The sequence below is a fragment of the Micromonospora sp. NPDC005979 genome (assembly GCF_040614415.1).
Lineage (GTDB): Bacteria > Actinomycetota > Actinomycetes > Mycobacteriales > Micromonosporaceae > Micromonospora.
The window spans coordinates 66,416-84,545 of record NZ_JBEXUR010000026.1 but is presented as its reverse complement, the minus strand read 5'-3'; the positions used below and the strand labels follow the sequence as shown (position 1 = coordinate 84,545).

The 18,130-nt window shown below is 73.1% G+C and carries 13 protein-coding genes; 4 read left to right on the top strand and 9 right to left on the bottom strand.

The features are described from left to right. The first annotated feature begins 228 nt into the window (after positions 1-228). Positions 229-1,029: a hypothetical protein gene (locus ABZ272_RS30030; RefSeq protein ID WP_355053297.1), complete on the top strand. Its 801-nt coding sequence runs from the start codon at positions 229-231 to the stop codon at positions 1,027-1,029. 61 nt (positions 1,030-1,090) lie between these two features. Here ABZ272_RS30030 and ABZ272_RS30025 read toward each other — a convergent pair whose 3' ends face one another. Beyond that, a complete protein-coding gene (locus ABZ272_RS30025) occupies positions 1,091-1,594 on the bottom strand; it encodes a levansucrase (RefSeq protein WP_355053296.1) in 504 nt (167 codons plus the stop codon). Positions 1,595-1,748: 154 nt separating this feature from the next. Here ABZ272_RS30025 and ABZ272_RS30020 point away from each other — a divergent pair, with 154 nt between their 5' ends. Further along, positions 1,749-3,728, top strand: coding sequence for a M4 family metallopeptidase (locus ABZ272_RS30020; protein WP_355053295.1), 1,980 nt, complete (start codon positions 1,749-1,751; stop codon positions 3,726-3,728). 60 nt (positions 3,729-3,788) lie between these two features. Here the strand turns inward: ABZ272_RS30020 and ABZ272_RS30015 are convergent, their stop codons facing one another. The 5 genes from ABZ272_RS30015 to ABZ272_RS29995 form a co-directional block, all read right to left on the bottom strand. Further along, entirely contained in the window at positions 3,789-4,196 is a 408-nt protein-coding gene (locus ABZ272_RS30015) for a VOC family protein (RefSeq protein ID WP_355053294.1), read from the bottom strand. Between the two features lie 38 nt (positions 4,197-4,234). Further along, a complete protein-coding gene (locus tag ABZ272_RS30010) occupies positions 4,235-5,416 on the bottom strand; it encodes a HAMP domain-containing sensor histidine kinase (RefSeq protein ID WP_355053293.1) in 1,182 nt (393 codons plus the stop codon). Then, positions 5,413-6,081: a response regulator transcription factor gene (locus ABZ272_RS30005; RefSeq protein ID WP_355053305.1), complete on the bottom strand. Its 669-nt coding sequence runs from the start codon at positions 6,079-6,081 to the stop codon at positions 5,413-5,415. Before ABZ272_RS30005 ends, ABZ272_RS30010 begins: the two co-directional genes overlap by 4 nt. Positions 6,082-6,158: 77 nt before the next feature. Further along, positions 6,159-7,442: a PQQ-binding-like beta-propeller repeat protein gene (locus tag ABZ272_RS30000; RefSeq protein ID WP_355053292.1), complete on the bottom strand. Its 1,284-nt coding sequence runs from the start codon at positions 7,440-7,442 to the stop codon at positions 6,159-6,161. Then, on the bottom strand, positions 7,439-8,716 hold the full coding sequence (locus tag ABZ272_RS29995) for a PQQ-binding-like beta-propeller repeat protein (protein ID WP_355053291.1): 1,278 nt from the start codon (positions 8,714-8,716) through the stop codon (positions 7,439-7,441). The genes ABZ272_RS30000 and ABZ272_RS29995 overlap by 4 nt, the downstream gene beginning before the upstream one ends. A gap of 122 nt (positions 8,717-8,838) precedes the next feature. Between ABZ272_RS29995 and ABZ272_RS29990 the strand changes: the two genes are divergently transcribed. Continuing rightward, a complete protein-coding gene (locus ABZ272_RS29990; RefSeq protein WP_355053304.1) occupies positions 8,839-10,698 on the top strand; it encodes a hypothetical protein in 1,860 nt (619 codons plus the stop codon). Here the strand turns inward: ABZ272_RS29990 and ABZ272_RS29985 are convergent, their stop codons facing one another. Both ABZ272_RS29985 and ABZ272_RS29980 read right to left on the bottom strand, forming a co-directional pair. Further along, on the bottom strand, positions 10,699-12,489 hold the full coding sequence (locus tag ABZ272_RS29985; RefSeq protein WP_355053290.1) for a hypothetical protein: 1,791 nt from the start codon (positions 12,487-12,489) through the stop codon (positions 10,699-10,701). It lies immediately after the preceding gene. Beyond that, positions 12,489-14,279 carry a hypothetical protein gene (locus tag ABZ272_RS29980; RefSeq protein ID WP_355053303.1) on the bottom strand — a complete coding sequence of 597 codons (1,791 nt, stop codon included), beginning with the start codon at positions 14,277-14,279 and terminating at the stop codon, positions 12,489-12,491. Before ABZ272_RS29980 ends, ABZ272_RS29985 begins: the two co-directional genes overlap by 1 nt. A gap of 423 nt (positions 14,280-14,702) precedes the next feature. Between ABZ272_RS29980 and ABZ272_RS29975 the strand changes: the two genes are divergently transcribed. Next, positions 14,703-15,899, top strand: a complete 1,197-nt coding sequence (locus ABZ272_RS29975) for a hypothetical protein (RefSeq protein ID WP_355053289.1) — start codon at positions 14,703-14,705, stop codon at positions 15,897-15,899. Positions 15,900-16,118: 219 nt separating this feature from the next. Here ABZ272_RS29975 and dxs read toward each other — a convergent pair whose 3' ends face one another. Further along, complete coding sequence (gene dxs, locus ABZ272_RS29970) at positions 16,119-18,068, bottom strand: 1-deoxy-D-xylulose-5-phosphate synthase (protein WP_355053288.1); 1,950 nt, start codon at positions 18,066-18,068, stop codon at positions 16,119-16,121. Positions 18,069-18,130: the final 62 nt, after the last annotated feature.

Sequence of the window (18,130 nt, the reverse complement as noted above, 5' to 3'; positions counted from 1 at the left end):
CCCGGCGGGGCCCCCCCGGCGGGGCGCCCCGCGGGGCGGGGCGCCCCCCCCCCCCGCCGCGCCCCCCCCCCCCCCCCCGGGGGCCCCCCCCCCCCCGGGGGGCCCCCGCCCCCCCCCCCGCGACCGTTTGTGGGTGGTCGCGGTGGCCCGCGGGACCTGGCCGGTACCGCACGGTCGCCCTCGCCGGGTTACGATCACGCGTTTCGCACCCCATCCTGGAGCTGACTGATGTCCCAGCCACCGGCCAACCCCTTCGGGCCGCCGCCGCACGACTCCCCCGTCCCGCCGCAGCAGCCGTACCAGCCGGCAGCGCCGTACCAGCCGGGGCCGCCGGCAGCGGAGCAGCAGCCCGGCCCGCCGCAGCCCGGTTGGCCGCAGCAGCAGGGCTTCCCGCCTGGGCAGCCGGGGCAGCCCTACGGGGGTCCGCACCTGGCCGGCCCGCCGCCGAAGAAGTCGAACGTCGGCAAGATCCTCCTGATCGTGCTGGCCGTCGTGCTCGTGCTCTGCCTCGGTGGCGCGGCGATCACCTGGTTCGCGCTCAAGGACGAGTTCGGTGACGTCGTCGACGCCACCAAGACCCGGGTCGTCGCGCCGGCCACCCTCGCCGGTCGGGCCAAGAACACCGACCCGCAGTTGCAGACGGTCGCCGACCAGATGGTCACCCAGATGAAGACCGAGGTGCAGAACGAGACCAGCACGGTCGGCGCGTTCTACGGCGATCCGACCAAGCAGGACCTCGTCCTGATCGCCGCGGTGTCCGGCGTGATGGCCGACCCGAAGAAGGAGCTGGACGAGGCGGTGACCGGGCTCTCCAGCGAGCTGTCGGTGACCAACATGGCGGCGGTCGAGGCGGGGCCGCTGGGTGGCGACGCGCGCTGCGGCGACGGCAAGGCCGAGAGCGTGCCGCTCGGCGTCTGCATCTGGGCCGACCGGGGTAGCGTGGGCCTGGTGGTCATGTACTTCAAGACCGCCGAAGAGGCCAAGGCGGAGTTCGTCGGCGTCCGGGGTCAGATCGAACAGCGATCCTGAGGGTACGCACGACCGGGGCCCCGGCCACCCGAGGGTGGCCGGGGCCCCGCCCTAACCGCCGTCAGGCGACCGGGAAGTACGCGTCGAGCTTGCCGCGTAGGTGAGCCGCGTAGATGAAGCCGAGCGCGGGGCTCCCCCGGAAGGCGGCGGCGGCGCCGGTACGGGCGTCCACGGCCACCGGACGGGCCAGCGCGGCGAACTTCAGCCGCTGCTTCTCCTGTGCCCACGCGGCGGCGGCCGGCTCGACCTCGAGGCCGACCAGGGCGGGGAGCACCGCCACCCCGTTCTGGAAGCCCCGCAGTTGCCCCTTGCGCGCCAGCACGTAATCCATCGCCGAGGTGCTGAACGCCTCCAGGACGTCGGCCGTCACCCGCGTCGTCGGCGCGGCGATCGTGAACAGGTGCAGTTTGGTGGCCATCCACCGCATCCTGAAGTCGCCCCGGTAGCCGATCAGCACCGGCGTGCCACCCCAGTCCTCGGTCCGCACCTCGCAACCGTCGGCCCGCAGCCGCTCACCGGTCGCGGTGAGGTACGCCTGCACCGGCTCCATCGCCGTCGTGTCCATCCGCCACACACCCTTCGCCCTGCTGTGGCCGCTCATCTAACAGCACCGGGCACGCACCCCGCCACCGCCACGATCGCCGATCAAGTGGATGTCCATTACGGACCTTTAGCGTCTGTCGCGTCATTGATGCCTGCATGAGTATTGGAGTACGAGAGTGGGCTCAACCATCATCCGACGCGGTGTCGCCGCGGCGGCGGGCGTCCTGCTCGCGTCCGCGCTGCTGCCGATCAACGCGCAGGCCGCGCCGCCCGGCGCCAGGGTCGCCGAGGCGGCGAACTCGCTGCGGGCGAGCCTCGGCGCGCAGGGCATCGTCGAGATCGACCGCGGCACCGCGACGCTGCGGCGGCTGGCTCGGCTCGACGGCTACCTGACCGGACCGAGCACCGCCGCTCCCGAGCGGATCGCCCGCGAGTATCTGGCGGCCCATCGCTCCGTCGTCGGCCTGACCGTCGCCGAGATCGCGGCCCTGCGGCTGCGCAAGGACTACGTCGACATCGAGGGCACCCATCACCTGAGCTTCGTGCAGCGCGTGAACGGGGTCGACGTCGTCGGCAACGGCCTCAAGGCGCACGTCAGCAAGGATGGCCGGCTGATCGCGGTCGACGGCGTGCCGCTGGCCGGGCTGCCCACCACGCTCGGCGCCGCGCGCGTGGACGCCGTCGCCGCCCGCCGGGCCGCGACAGCCGCCGGGTCCGGCGCTGCGGCGACCGTGCGCTCCCGGACCACGTCGTCCGCGACCTTCTCCGACGGCGGTCGCGCCCGCCAGGTCGTCTTCAACACGAAGGCCGGCCCGAGACTGGCCTGGGAGGTGATCGACATGGACGGGGGGTACCTGAGCGTGGTGGACGCGGCCGACGGCAGCGTTCTCTTCCAGCGGAGCATGGTCGCCAACCACCACGCGACGACGTGGCAGAACTACCCGGGCGCCCCGGTCGGCGGAAGCCAGCGCACGGTCGACCTGAACCGGTGGTTGGCACCGAACGCGACCAAGCTGGCAGGCAACGTCGGGCACGTCTACTCCGACGTGAACGCCGACAACGTCGCCCAGGCGTCGGAAGAGGTCACGCCGAACGCCGCGAGCAGCTTCGACTTCCCGTTCACGAACTTCTCCGACCAGGTCGGCGCCCCGTGTTCGGCGCAACGGCAGTGCTCGTGGGATCCGGCGGTGCCGTACTCGTGGCAGACCAACCGCGAGCAGAACGCGGCGCAGCTCTTCTCCTTCCTCGGCACCTGGCACGACCACCTCGCCGCCGCACCGATCGGCTTCACCCGGGCGGCCGGCAACTTCGAGGCGGTCGACGGCGATGCGGTGGTCGCCGAGGCGATGGACGGCGCGGACACCGCCAACGGCCTGCCGGACAGCAAGCACGCCAACAACGCCAACATGACGACCCCGCCGGACGGCATGGCGCCGCGCATGCAGATGTACCTGTTCGTCAAGTCGGCAAGCGTTCTCGCCGGTAACTCGGGAGACACCGCGGACATCCTCTACCACGAGTACACCCACGGACTGTCCGACCGGCTGGTGGTTGACGCCAACGGCAACTCGACCCTGATCAGCGCCCAGGCGCAGGCGATGTACGAGGCGTGGAGCGACTGGTACGGCCTGGACTACCTGGTCGACAGCGGTCTCGAGCGGGACGACGCCGTCGACGGTGACGTACGCGAGGGTGACTACATCCTGGGCGGCCGTTCGGTGCGGAGCGAGGCGATGGACTGCCCGGTGGGCAGCACCGAGCCGGTGTGTGCCGGCAACCCCGCCGCGGGCACGGGCGGCTACACCTACGGCGACTACGGCAAGATCCGCAACTCGTCGACCGTGCCGGGGACCACCGAGCCGGAGATCCACGCCGACGGTGAGATCTGGGCACAGACGCTCTGGGACCTGCGGGCCGCGATCGGTAGCCGCCTGGCCCGCTCGCTGATCACCCGGGCGATGGAGCTGTCCCCGACGGATCCGTCGTACCTGGACATGCGCGACGCGATCCTGCTGGCCGACCGGGTGGTGAACCACGGTCGCGGGCAGCGGGAGATCTGGCGGGTCTTCGCCGCGCGTGGCATGGGCGTGCACGCGAGTACGGACGGCGCCGGCGACACGACTCCGACCGAGGACTTCTCGGTGCCCCGGCGCTGACGCGCCAGCGAAGGTACGGCGGGACGCCGCAATCGCGGCGTCCCGCCGTACGCCTTGAGCCTAGGCCGCCGGGGTGTCCGGTCCCGCCGGTCTCGCCGCCCGCTCGGCGGCGCTGCGCAGTACGCAGAACTCGTTGCCCTCCGGGTCGGCGAGCACCACCCAGCCGGCGCCGTCCGGCCTGATCTGATCGTCGACGAGGGTCGCGCCGATACCGAGCAGCCGCTCGACCTCCTCGTCCCGGGTCCGGTCGGCGGGTTGCAGGTCCAGATGCAGCCGGTTCTTCACCGCCTTGCCCTCGGGCACGGCGAGAAACAGCACCTCCGGGCCGCCGGGCGGCAGCAGCATCGCCTCCGGGTCGCCGGGGAAGTCGTCCGGCTGCATCGGGCAGTCGAAGACCTTCGACCAGAAGCCGGCCAGGGCGTACGTGTCGGCACAGTCGATGCTGATGTTGTGGATCGTCGAACTCACAGTGGTCCTCCACGAGGGTGATGTCGCGCAATCGTCGCTCAGCCGCTGATGGCCACCGGCCCGGGTACCGCCGGGGCGTCCACCGCCGGCAGCGTGACGGTCACCTCCAGGCCACCGCCGGGTTGGGCGACCACCCGGACCGTTCCACCGTGCGCCTGACAGACCGCGCGGACGATGGACAGGCCCAGGCCCGAGCCGCGCGCGCCGGTACGTTCCCGGCCGCCGCGCCGGAACGGCTCGAACAGCCCCGGCACGTCGGCCTGGTCCACCTCGAAGCCGGTGTTGCCCACCACCAGCCACGAGCGGTCACCGTCGGTGCCCGTCCGTACCCACAGCCGGCCGTGCAGGTGGTTGTAGCGGACGGCGTTCTCGATCAGGTTGCCGGCCAACCGGTCCAGCAGCCCCGGGTCGCCCACCACCGGGGCGGACTCCAGTGACGTCTGCACCCGCAGGCCGATCCGGTCGACCTCGCGGCGCATCGCGGACAGCGCGTTGGCGGTACCCGTGGCCAGGTCGCACTCGCTGCGCCGGCCCAGCCGACCTCCGGCCTGGGCCTCGCTGCGGGCCAGCACCAGCAGCGCGTCCACCAGGCTGTTCGCGCGCTCCGAGGCGTCCCGCACCACGGTCGCCATCCGGCGGTACTCGGCGGCGTCCGCGTCGTCGTCGCTGAGCGTCACGTCGATCTCGGTCCGCATGACGGCGAGCGGGGTACGCAGCTCGTGCGAGGCGTTCGCCACGAAACGCTTCTGCGCCTCGAACGCGGACGCGATCCGGTCCAGCATCGCGTCGAACGTCTTCGCCAGCTCGGCCACCTCGTCGTCCGCGCCCGAGTAACCGATGCGCTGGTCCAGGGTCGCCTCACCGAGCCGCTGGGCGGTCGCGGTGACCTGGTGCAGGGGTCGCAGCGCCCGGCCGGCCACCGCGTACGCGCCGGCGACCCCCACCACGCTGATCGCCAACAGCGCGACCAGGCCCTTGGCCAGCAACTCCCCGGAGGCGGAGTCGACAAGTTCGCGCTGCCACTGGGCCGCGTCCATCCTGCCGCCGTCGGAGAGCAGCACGATCGTGCCGGGCAGCAGTTCATCGGTGGGCCGCAGCGCGTCGCGGACCAGCAGCCAGGCCAGCAGCACCAGGATCGCGCCCGCGCCGACCAGCAGTACGCCGTTGAGCAGCGTCAACCGCAGCCGCAGGGTGGGCCGCAGCCGTCCCGGCCGGCTCACGGCAGCACCTCGGCCGTGCGGTAGCCCGCCCCCACCACCGTCTCGATCAACGGCGGATCGCCGAGCTTCTTGCGCAAGGTCATGACGGTCACCCGGACGATGGTGGTGAACGGGTCGGTGTTGGCGTCCCAGACCCGCTCCAGCAGCTCCTCGCTGGACACCACCGCGCCGCGGGCCTTGAGCAGCTCGCTGAGCACGCCGAACTCCTTGTTCGTCAGGTCCACCGGCACACCCGCGCGGGTGGCGACCCGGCGGGCCGGGTCGAGCACCAGGTCGGCCAGTTCGAGCACCGGCGGCGCGGCCGGGGTGGCCCGCCGACCCAGCGCCTGCACGCGGGCGACCAGCTCGTCGAACGCGAACGGCTTGGGCAGGTAGTCGTCCGCGCCGAGTTGCAGCCCCTCCACCCGGTCGGCCACCGTGCCGCTCGCCGTCAGCATGAGCACCCGGGTCAGCGCCCCGGAGGCGGCGAGGTCGGCGCAGATCTGGTCGCCGTGCACGCCGGGCAGGTCGCGGTCGAGCACCACCACGTCGTACCGGGTGACGAACGCCGCCTCGTGGCCGGCGTCACCGTCGTACGCCACGTCGACCGCCATGCCCCGCTTGCGTAACCCGCGCGCGATCGCGTCGGCGAGGTTGCGTTCGTCCTCGACCACCAGTACCCGCATCCCGGCCTCCTCGCTGCTGACCACCGACAACCTAGTGCCGGCGGGCAAGCAATCCTCCCTCGTGGGGCCGCCGGTGGTCAGTTGGGCAACCGCCACAGGCCGAAGTTGGCGTCCCGCCGCCGGCACAGCAGCCGCACGTCGAGGATCTGACACTCCCCGCCCGCCTCCGGCAGCACGTCCACCGTGCGCGCGACGCCCTCGTCGACGTCCAGCCGGGCGACGAGCAGACCACCGCCGGGATGCCGGCGTACGCCGATCAGTGGGCCGCCGAAGGCGTGGTACGCCAACTCCCACCGACCCAGCTCGGCCAGCACCCGGCCGGTCGGTGGGTCGAGCACGACGATGTCCTCCGTTCCGGACCCGCCACTGCCCGCCGAGGTGGCGAGCAGCCGGCCGCCGTACGGCCAGACCCAGCCCCACCGGTCGCCTTCCCAGCGGGGCGCACCGGTCGCGACGTCGATCGTCCGGACACGATCGGAGCGGGTGTGCATGCAGATGACGACACCGCAGTCGCCCGCGTACATCGCGTCGCCGGACGGGACGCGCCACCGCTGACGCAGGTCGTCCAGCCCGTACGCGGTGATCATGGGGGTACGGCCGCCGACGATGAGCAGCAGGTCACCAAGCGTCTGCACGGACACGGTGCCCCCACCGTCGGGAGAGCGCAGGTCGGCGCGGGCCAGGACGATCCCGCTGACGGCGTCGCGGACCTCGGTCGGCCCGTTCCGGTGGCTGAGCACCAGCCGGTCCACCCCGTGCTCACCGTCGCGGAACGTGAGGTCGACGCCGGGCGCGACGGCCATCTGCCAGCGCACCGTGCCGCAGCACGAATCGACGGCGCGCACCACCCCACCGTCGTCGCCGGCGGACCACAGCAGGAGGTTGCCGTCGCGGAGCGCGGCGGCGTTGCCGGGCTGCTGCCACCGGTACGCCCCGGTCCGGCGGTCCAGCGCGATGGTGAGCATCTCCCGCTGGTCCGCGCCGACCTCGTGGCCGGTGGCCAGCAGCGTCTCGCCCTGCTGCGCGACACTCCAGTACCGCCCCTCGGTCGGCAGCGGCATCCGCCAGGCCACCTCGCCGCTCGGCAGCCGGGTGGCGCTGATCCGCCGCTGGCCCGCCGGACCGAGCGGCTCCACGAGGACGAACAGGTCGTCGGAGACCAGCGCGTCGGAGCCGGGCACCGCCGGCAGCGTCACCACCTCGCGCGGGGCGGTCGGGGCCGACGCGGCGAGGCCGACGAGCACCAGGAGCGCCAGGAGCGTGCTCCGCGTCCGACGACCCCGGGCTGACGGTGGGCGGGGCAGCGGATCGCCGTCCGGCCCGTGCCGCAGCTCCCCGAGGTCGATCACCGCATCGCTCACCGGGACAACCTCCAGAGTGCCGTCGAGCCGTCGAGCCGTCGACAGAGCAGGACGGGCCGCGCCGCCTGACACCCGCCCGCCACCTCCGGCAGGACGTCCAGGATCCGCGTCCGGCCGGCGGTGAGGTCCAGCTCGGCCACGACGAGCCGACCGTCGGACGTCGGGCGTACGCCGAGCAGCGCGTCCTCCTTGCGTACCTGGTTCACGAGCTGCCACCGGCCCAACTCGGCGCGTTCCCGTCCGGTCCGCGCGTCGCGCGCCGCGTACTGCTGCTCGGACGCGGCCACCAGCAGCCTGTCCCGCCGGACGTCCACCAGCATGTCCGGCCCCGGGTCCGACCAGCGGACGGCGCCGGTGGCGGGTTCGATGGTCTGGATGCCGCCGGTCTGCTGGACCGCGCACAGCAGATCCGCGCACGGGACCGCCCAGGCCACCAGCGGCACCGGCGATGTCCAGGCCCGCTCCATCGTGGGCAGCCGGAAGGCGACCAGCTCGGTGCTGCCGGGTGGTACGAGCAGCACCAGGTCGTCCACGACCTGCACCCGCTGGAACGCCGAGCGATCGCCGGGCAGCGTGTCGACGCTGTGTCGCAGGGCTCCGGTGTCGGCGTCGTGCACCTGCACCTCACCGGTCGGCTGGACGAACACGATCTGGTCGACCTGCCCGCCCCGCCGGTGGAATTCGGTGCCACCGAACGGAACCGGCACCGACCACAGGAGCCGGCCGGTGTCGGGCGTCACCCGGCTCACCGTGCCCAGCGCGTCGCCCGTGTCGTGGGCGAGGAGCATGCCCCCGTCGGTCGCCCGCTGGGCGATCCCCGGGTGACGCCAGCGCCGCTGGCCCGTCTGCGCGTCGTAGGCGGTGGTCTCCAACACACCGCTGCCGACGCTGACCCCCACCGCCAGCAGCATTCCGCCTTGGATCCACACGGTCACGTAGTCGCCGCTGCGTTCCAGCGCCGCGCGCCACCGACGCCGTACGCCGTCCCCACCCGCCGGCCCGGGCTGGTCGTAGACGCTCAGGTACCGGTCCCCGGTGGGCGTGGACGCGTCGACCACCACGACGGCGTCCTCGGTGAGGTACGCCGAGGCGCCCGGCTCGGTCGGCACCGACGTGACGGCACGGTGCCGGACCGGTGTCGCGCCAGCGAGGGTGACCAGGGCAATCAGCAGCACGGCCACGGTACGCAGGGGGCGGCCGGCGGCGCGCGGCGGGCGGACCGGCGGCAGCGGCGGAGGCTCGTCCCGGATCTCGCCCAGCTCGATGATCGACAAGGACCGTCCCTCCATCGCCGGCGCAACCGACCGGGTGCGGCCCGGCAAACCGGCCGTGGGCGTACCGGCCCGGCAAAAGCGACGCATCCTCGCCTGTACGATGGCGCGTCGTGGCTGTGCCGGTGGTAGACCCCTCGCTGAATTCCGTGACCGACCCCACGTCGGCCGAGGTCGAGCCGACACGGCGGCCTCGACGTCGCCCGGCCCGAGCCGACCTGTTGGCCCTCGGAGCCTATGTGCTGCTGGGCGTCTTCGTCTGCCTCAACTACTGGGGGGACGTGACCGGTCGGGTCTCGTCGCACCTGCCCACCGACCACAGTTGGTTCGAGTGGCTGTTCGCGCACGGCGCGTACTCGCTGCGGCACCTGGAGAACCCGCTGTTCACGGCCCGGCAGAACGCCCCGGCCGGGGTGAACATGATGGCCAACACCTCGCTGCTCGGGGTGACGCTGCCGCTGGCCCCGCTCACCATGCTGCTCGGCCCGCAGGTGATGTACGCCCTCTACCTGGGCGGGGCCCTGGCCGCCACCGCCGGCACCGCGTACTGGATGCTCTCGCGGCACCTGGTGCGCTCGCGGGCGGCGGCCTTCGTGGGCGGGGCCTTCCTCGGTTTCGCGCCGGGCATCATCCACCACGCCAACGGCCAACCCAACTTCGTCTCCAACTTCCTGCTCCCGCTGATCGTGGTGCGGGTGCTGCGCCTCGGCGAGCCGGGGCGGTGGCGGCGCAACGGGTTGGCGCTCGGCGTGCTGGTGGCGTACCAGATCTTCATCAACGAGGAGATGCTGCTCCTCACCGCGCTGGCCTGCCTCGTCGTCGTGCTGGCGTACGCGGTACAGCGACCCCGGGCCACCCGTGCCATGGCCGGGACCTTCCTGGCCGGGATGGGTGTGGCCGGTGGGCTGGCACTGACCCTCACGGCGTACCCGATCTGGTTCCAGTTCGACGGCCCCCAGTCCTACCGGGGCCTGCAGGGTGGCGTCTTCCACAACTGGGGCGAGGACCTGGTCGCCTTCGTGACCTTCGCCCGGGACACCTGGGCGGGTGACCCGGAGGTGGAGAAGACGATCGGGCTGACCGAGCAGAACACCTGGTTCGGCTGGCCGCTGGTGCTGCTCTCGGTGGTGGCGCTGGTGCTGCTTGTCCGCCGCTCGCTCGCCACCCGGGTCGTCGCGGTGCTCGTCGTGGTGTTCACCGTGGCCTCGATCGGGCCGTGGGTGCGCTTCGACGGGGTGGAGACCGACATCCCCGGCCCGTGGTCGTACGTGTCGGACGACCTGCCGCTGGTCGAGATGATGATGCCGACCCGGCTGGCCCTGGTGGTCGCCGCCGCGGTGGGCGTACTCCTGGCGTTGTTCTGCGACGCGGCGGCCCGGCAGGCCCGCGCGGGCCTCGCGCCGGCCCCACGCGCCGGGGAGCCGGCCGACGCGCCGGTCGCGCCGGTCGCGCCGCGCCGACGGTGGCTGCGACCCCTGGGGTACGCGGCGGTCGCCCTCGCCCTGCTGCCGCTGTTCCCCCGGCCGCTGCCCGCGCAGCAGATCGACCCGCCGCCGCACTTCATCACCGCGGGCGGCTGGCGACCGTACGTGCCGGCCGGCCGGACGCTCGTGCCGGTGCCGATCCCGAGCAACGTGCACGGTCTGCCGACCCTGCGCTGGAGTGCCCTGACCGAGCAGGAGTTCCCCATTCCGGGCGGCTACTTCATCGGCCCGAACGAGTTGGGCGAGGGTGTCTTCGGCGCGCCGAACCGACCGACCAGCAGCCTCATCTACTCCACCATGGACAAGGGGGTCCTGCCCCCGCTCACCGACGAGAACCGGCGGCAGGCCGTCGAGGACCTGCGGTTCTGGCGGGCGTCGGTGGTGGTGCTCGGCGCCCACCCGCGCGAAGCGGTGCTGCGCGAGCTGGTCACCGCGCTCCTCGGGCCGCCGCAGCGGGTCGACGACGTCTGGGTCTGGGACGTCCGCGCCCTGGTGGGCTGATCAACCGACGAGGGGCCGCACGTCCCACATCCACCCGCCGTCGACCGGGCGGCCCGCGCCGAGCAGGTCGTCGACCGTCCGCCGGACGGCGTCGCCGTTGGGCAGCCGGCCGAGTACCACGACCGCCGCTCGCCAGTGCCGCAGATCCTCGACGGCCTGGCGGCGCTCGGCCGCGCTCAGTACCGGTGTCAGGCCGGTCTCGGCGACCCGGCGCAGCAGCACGGCGGTGGGCCGGTCCGGGGCGCCCCAGCGGGCCGCCGGGTCGTCCGGTCCGCTGGGCCCGATGAAGTACCCGCCCGGGGCGTCGAACGACAGCCCGGTACGCGCCGACCAGAGCATGACCGGGCTCAGCGCGGCGCCGGTGACCGGAGGCACCGCCACCACGGTCCGCCCGGGTGGCACCAGCGGTCGCCATCCGCGCTCGGCGACGAAGGCCGGCACCGGCGGGACGGGAACGACCCGGATCGGTGTCGGCGTCAACGGCAGCAACGCGGCGGCCACCGCCGACGCCCACACCAGCCGTACCGGCAGGCCCGGCACGGCCGTCCGCCGGGCCCCGGCGACGCGGTCCACGAAGAGCGCCACCAGGACGCCGAGCACCGGCACGCAGACAAGCGCGAACCGGGCCGGCACCGCCAGGTCGAGCAGCGGCAGTCCGGCGACCAGCCGGTACGGGCCCGGGATACCGGTGGCGCTGCCGTCCACCCGCAAGTCGGTGCCGAGCGACAGCAGGGCGAAGACCACACCGCAACCGGCCAGCGCGCGGACCAGCGGTCGTCGCCACCGCCAGACCACGACCACGACGGCGAGAACCAGCAGTCCGGGGCCGAAGAACGAGTTCTCCTCCGTCGGGTTCGGTGAGAGCAGACCCGGCAGCCAGTCGTCCCCGAGCACCGTCTGCCGGGCCGACGCGGTGAACGACGCCGCGTCGAGCTGGAAGCCGTGCGCGGCGAAGGCCATCCCGGTGTAGTGCTGCGGGCCGCGGAACTGGAACCACAGTGGGTACGCCAGCAGCACCGCGCCGACCACGGCCGCCACCGCGAGCCGGCCGAGGAGGGCCGGCGCGAGACGACGGGCCGCGGCCCGATCGGCCAGGGCGTAGCCCAGCGCGAACACCCCGGCGGCGAGCGCCAGGAAGACCAGCACCTCCTCGCCGATGAAGACCTGCCAGACGAGCAGCAGCCCGAGGCCGACACCGGGCCGCCACACCGCCGACCGGCCGGTGCCCGCCCGGAACACCAGGGCGAGGATCGCCGGCAGCAGGAACTGGGCGGCCACGTGCAGGTGCGCGGAGGCCTGGGCGACCATGCCGGGGGCGAAGCCACAGACCAGCCCGCCGAGCGCCGCCGCGACGCGGGCGGAGACGAGCCGACGGCGCAGCAGCGCGTACCAGGCCGTGGCGGTGCCGGCGAGGCAGCCGACCACCGCCACACAGAACGCCACCTGCGAGCCGAACAGCAGCGTGACCGGGGCCAGCGGAACGCCCAGGCCGAGCACCGACGTGTTCGCCATCAGGTTGACGCCGTACGGCGCGTTCAGGGCGGCGCTGAAGAGCGGGTTCTCCCCCGCGACCACGGCGTGCGCCGTGTGGGCCAGCATCCACTCGAAGAGCACCTGGTCGCCGGCCTGGTGGAAGAGCCGCTGCGGATGACCCCACTGCCGGCCGGTCAGCACCACGGCCAGCGCCAGGTAACCCGCGACCACCAGCGCGTCCGGCAGCCACGCCGCTCGGGGCGGGCGCGCGGTCGGGGAATCGGCCGGCGTCGTCGACGGCGCCGTTCCCGTGGTCATCAGACCGAGCGGTCGGTCAGCGTCCGGACATCCCACACCCAGACGTCCAACTCCTGGCGACCGGGGCCGACCAGCTCCTCGATGGTACGTCGCAACGGCTCGGCGTTCTGCTGACGGACCGGGAGCACGAGGATCGCCGCCCGCCAGTGCCGCAGCTCGTCCGTGAAGCGCCGACGCTGCCGGTCGTCCAGTTTGGAGGTACGACCGGTGGTCGCCACCTCCTCCAGCAGCTGGCCCACCCCGCTGGGTCGGCCGCCGAACCGACCCGGGTCACCGGTGTTGCCGTTGCGCGGAGCGAGGAAGTAGCCGCCCGGGATCTTGAAGTCGAGGTTGGTGGCCGCCGCCCAGCGCATGCCGTGCGTGTTGCCCATGCTGGGCACCGGGATCGGCACGAGCGTCTGGTCCGGGCCGACGTACGCCCGCCACCGGTCGGCGGTGATGAACTCCGGCACCGGGGGCCGGGACACCATCCGCAGCGGCATCGGAGCGATCGGCAGCAGCGCAAACGCCAGGCCGGCGGCGGTGAGCGTCCGGACGGTACGTCGGTCGGCCGGCCGCAGCGCCCAGGCCCGCTCGACGGCGATCGCGAGCAGCAGGCCGATGACCACCGTGGTGATCAGACCGAACCGGGTCGGTACCACCGCGTCCAGCAGGGGCAGGTGCACCAGCAGCTCCCACGGCCCGGTGATCAGGTCCCGGTCCCACCAGGAGATCTGCTCACCGAGGGAGAGCAGGGCGAAGAACGCGCCGGTCGCGGCGAGCGCCCGGACGAGCATCTCCCGACGCAGCCAGACCACGACGCCGACGGCGAGCATCGACAGGCTCCAGCCGAAGAAGGCGTTCTCCTCCGAGTAGTTCGGCGCCAGGTTGACGTTGGCCCGCTGGTTGCCGCCGAGGGTGGCCGAGCCGGGGGCGAAGAAGGCGGCGATGTCGTTGCCGTAGTCCTGCACCGCGTCGCTGAGCCCGTGGTACGCCATCGGCCCGACGAACTGCACGTACAGGGGGTACGCGAGCAGCGCCCCGGCCAGCAGCGCGCAGGCGGCGAGACCGGCGGCCAGCGGTCGCCACGCCGCCCGCCAACGGGCCGGCTCCTGGACCACCACCGCGATCAGGAAGATCCCGCAGGCCAGCGCCGTGAAGAGCAGGATCTCCTCGTTGATGAACGCCTGCGCGGTGACGAGCAGAGCCAGCAGGACGCCGTCCCGGACCGGCCGGCGCGAACGGGTCAACACCAGGACCCGCCAGACGATGAACGGCAGCAGGAACTGGCTGATGATGTTCGGGTGCCAACTCGCGTGCGAGAGCATCGCCGGGGAGAAGCCGCAGAACCAGCCACCGACGGCCGCCGCGAGCGGCGTACGCACGATGTGGCGGCGGAGCACCAGATACCAGGCCATGGCCGTCCCGGCGAGACCGAGCGTGACCAGCACCACGAAGGACACCGCCGGACCGAACAGCAGGGTCACCGGCACCATCGGGATGCCCAGCGCCAGCACCGCCGTGTTGGCCATCAGGTTGACGCCGTCGGGGTAGTTGAACTGCTCGGTGTAGAACGGGTACTCACCGTGCAGCACCACCCGTACCGAGTGGGCGAGGAAGAACTGCACCTGAGCCGGGTCACCGGTGTAGAGCGACGCCACCCGGCCGGCCGGGTCCAGCCAGATCCGGCTGGTCACCCAGAGGGCGGCGAGCAGGAACAGCGCGCCGACCGCCAGGTGCTGGCGTCGTCGGGTCCAGCGGACCCAACGGCTCCGCCCCGGCCCGGACGCCGGGACCGTCCCGTCTGGCACGGTGGTCTCCGACACAGTCGCGTCCGGAGCAGCCTCGTGCGGCGCGTCCTGGTTCGGCGCTGTCTGGTCCGGCACGGCCTCGTGCGGCGCGACCCGCGACGGGTCGGCCTCCTCGGGCTGGCTCGGGGCCGGCGCGGTCGTTTCTGGTGCGGTCGAGGTCGGGATGGTCGGGGCGGTGTCGACACGGTCGGCCGGATCGGCGGAGTCGCCGGGCGCCCCGACGGACCTGGCCCGGGAAGCGAGGGCGCGGGACTCGGCAGGCGTCACAGTCGGCGGAGTCTACCCGAGCGGCGAAAAGGGCACTAAAGCCCCGGTGATGTCCATTGTGGCGGACGCGGAACCGGCCAGCGGCGGCGTCGCATCGGACATCTCGTACTATGGCGCTTTCCGACAGCGACGGCGAGGCGATCGGGGGCGGATCAGGTGACTCCGGGCCGCCGGCACGGCAGGACGCTCGCCGCCCTGGTGACGGCGTTGTTGGTCAGCACCGCATGCGGTCCCGTCGCGGACCGCGCGCCTCGCGACCTGCGGGTGGGGTACGACAGCCTCGACGGCGCGCTGGCCGTGTGGCCACCCCGGGGCGACCTGTCCGGCGACGCCGGGGCGACGACGGCGGTCACCGAGGCGGTACGCGACTGGCGGTCACCGGACGACGACCGGGCGCACCTGCCGTCGTCCGGCATCCTCTTCTCCGGACGCGTCGACGGGGCCCCGGTGGCCCTGGTCGCGGCCGACGTGCCGGGCGAGAGCGCGTCCTGGCTGCTGCAACTCACCGGTGACGGCGGCCGGTACGCGATCAGCCGCGCCACCGAGTACACCGACCCCGGCTACCTGGTCTACTCCGACGTGCTGCCGGTCCAGACGACCGGCGGCCGGCGCTACCTGGTCTCGGCCCGGGTGCAGCAGTTGCTCGGGCCGCAGGGTCGGGCGTTGGCCATCGCCGACGGCCTCAGCGCGCCGGTCGACGTGCCGGCCTGCACGGCGGTCGGCGTGACGGCGACCCTGCGCGCCACCGAGTCACTGCCCCGGGGGCGGGCCGCCGACCGGCTGCTCGACCTGGGCACCGGCACGACCGACCCGCGTTATCCGCTGGTACGGGACGAGTCCGGCGCCGGCCGGCGGGCGCTCACCGGCCTGGACACCTGTGTGCTGGCCGGTGAACGGGGTCCCTTCGGCAGCATTCCGCGCCGGATCGGCGACCGGGACGCGCCGAAGTCGGTACCGACGTCCTGGCCGATGGCGAAGCTCTCGGTCCGGTCGCTCGGCGAGGTGGCGCTCGGCGGCGGCGAGCCGGCCGAGTTGCAGCAGCTCAGTTGGGACACCGACGCCGGCACGATGACCGCTGTCGTCTACCGACCGGCGGACGGGAGCGCGCCGGTGGTGTCGCCGGCCGACCGGGCCACCCCGTTGCAGACGTATCAGCTTCCGGTCCCCAACCAACCGCTTCTGGTGCTCAGTTGGCGGGCCACCCGGGACAGCTCGCTCTCCGTGCCGCCGGGCACCCCGCTGCTGGTGGAACGCCCCGGCCTGGTCGTCGTGCCGGAACCGTCCCGCACCCAGACCTACAGCCTCGCCAACACCGACAAAACCCACTACCGCTCAGTAAGCCCCCACCGCTAACAGCCCGCCCCACCCCGCCCTGCCCCGCACCGCCCCGTCGATCATGGAGTTGTGGTGGGTGCAAAGCGCCTCTCAAGCCCCAAAACGGGCACCACAACTCCATGATCGACGAGGAACGGGTGTGAGGGTGGGAGGCCGCGCGGAGGCGGGGGCGGGGTGGCGCGGACGCATGACGGCGGGCGCCCCCGTGGGGGTGCCCGCCGTCGTGGGGTCCAGGGGTTAGTTCTGGGCTGCCGTGTTGCTGGTGGGGGTCAGGTGGTCCGGGGTGGCGTCCAGGCGGGAGATCCAGCCGGTGACGTCACGGGCCACGTCCTGCGCGGTCAGGCCGAGGTCGGCGAGGATCTGCGCGCGGGTGCCGTGCGGGTGCCAGTCGGCCGGTACGCCCAGGTCCTTGAGCGGCACCCGGACGTCGGCGTCGCGCATCGCCTGGCCGAGAGCGTCGCCGACACCGCCGACCCGGACGCCGTCCTCGACGGTGACGACGAGGCGGTGGCGGGCGGCCATGTCGACCAGCTCGGCCGGGACCGGGCGCACCCAGCGGGGGTCGACGACGGTCACGCCGTAGCCGTGCTCGGCGACCCGGGCGGCGACCTCCATGCCCATCTGGCCGAAGGAGCCGACAGCGACGAGCAGCACGTCGGTACGCGCCGACTCGGCCAGCACGTCGACGGTGCCGACCCGGCGCAGCGCCGGAAGGTCCGCGGCGACCGCGCCGGTCGGGAACCGCAGGACGGTCGGGCCGTCGTCGGTGGCGACCGCCTCGCGCAGCTCCTCGCGGAGGGTGGCGGCGTCACGGGGAGCGGCGATCCGCAGACCGGGCACCACACCGAAGACCGACATGTCCCAGATGCCGTAGTGGCTGGGGCCGTCCGGGCCGGTGATGCCCGCCCGGTCCAGCACGAAGGTCACCGGCAGCTTGTGCATCGCCACGTCCAGCAGGACCTGGTCGAAGGCGCGGTTGAGGAACGTGGCGTAGACGGCGACCACCGGGTGCAGGCCACCGAGCGCCAGGCCGGCCGCCGAGGTGGCGGCGTGCTGCTCGGCGATGCCCACGTCGTACACCCGCTCGGGGTACTTGCGGGCCAGCTTGGCGATGCCGGTCGGCTCGGCCATGGCGGCGGTGATGCCCACCACGTCGGGCCGCTCGTCGGCGATGGCCAGCAGCTCGTCGGCGAAGACGTGGGTCCACTTCACCGAGGGGGCGGCCAGCAGCGTGCCGGTCTCCACGTCGAAGGCGCTGCTCGGGCCGTGCAGGCAGTCCGCCTCGTCCTCCTCAGCCGGGCGGTAGCCGTACCCCTTGCGGGTCACGGCGTGCACGATCACCGGGCCACCGAAGTTCTTCGCCGCGCGCAGGGCCGACTCGACGGCCGCCACGTCGTGCCCGTCCACCGGGCCGACGTACTTGATGCCCAGGTCCTCGAACATGGCCTGCGGGGCGACCGCGTCCTTGATGCCCTTCTTGACCGCGTGCAGTACCTCGTACATCGGCTTGCCGACCAACGGGGTGGAGCCGAGGGCGTCCTTGACCGTGTCGAGGACCTTCTCGTAGCCCGGGTTGAGTCGCAGCGACGAGAGGTGGTCGGCCAGTCCGCCGATGGTGGGCGAGTACGAGCGGCCGTTGTCGTTGACCACGATGACCAGCGAGTTGCCGGCGGTGGCGATGTTGTTCAGCGCCTCCCAGCACATACCGCCGGTGAGCGCGCCGTCGCCGACCACGGCCACGACGCTGCGCTGCTCACCCCGCAGGGCGTACGCCTTGGCCAGGCCGTCCGCGTAGGAGAGCGCGGTGGAGGCGTGCGAGTTCTCGATGAGGTCGTGCTCGCTCTCGGCCTGGCTGGGGTAGCCGGAGAGGCCACCGCGCTGGCGGAGCTTGTCGAAGCCGGCCTGACGCCCGGTGAGGATCTTGTGCACGTACGCCTGGTGGCCCGTGTCGAACAGGAGCCGGTCCCGGGGGGAGTCGAAGACGCGGTGCATGGCCAGCGTCAGCTCAACCACGCCGAGGTTGGGCCCGACGTGCCCGCCGGTGCGGGAGACCTTGGCGATCAGGAAGTCCCGGATCTCGGCGGCGAGCACATCCAGCTCCTCGCCAGACATCCGCTTGACGTCCTGCGGACCGCGGACCGTCTCCAGCAGCCGACCGTGGTTGGCCGTGTCCTCTTCAACGCTCATGACCGGAGAGTCTATCGGCCGCCCGGTACTCCGCAGCCTGGCCCGAGCCGCCTGCCCCGGAG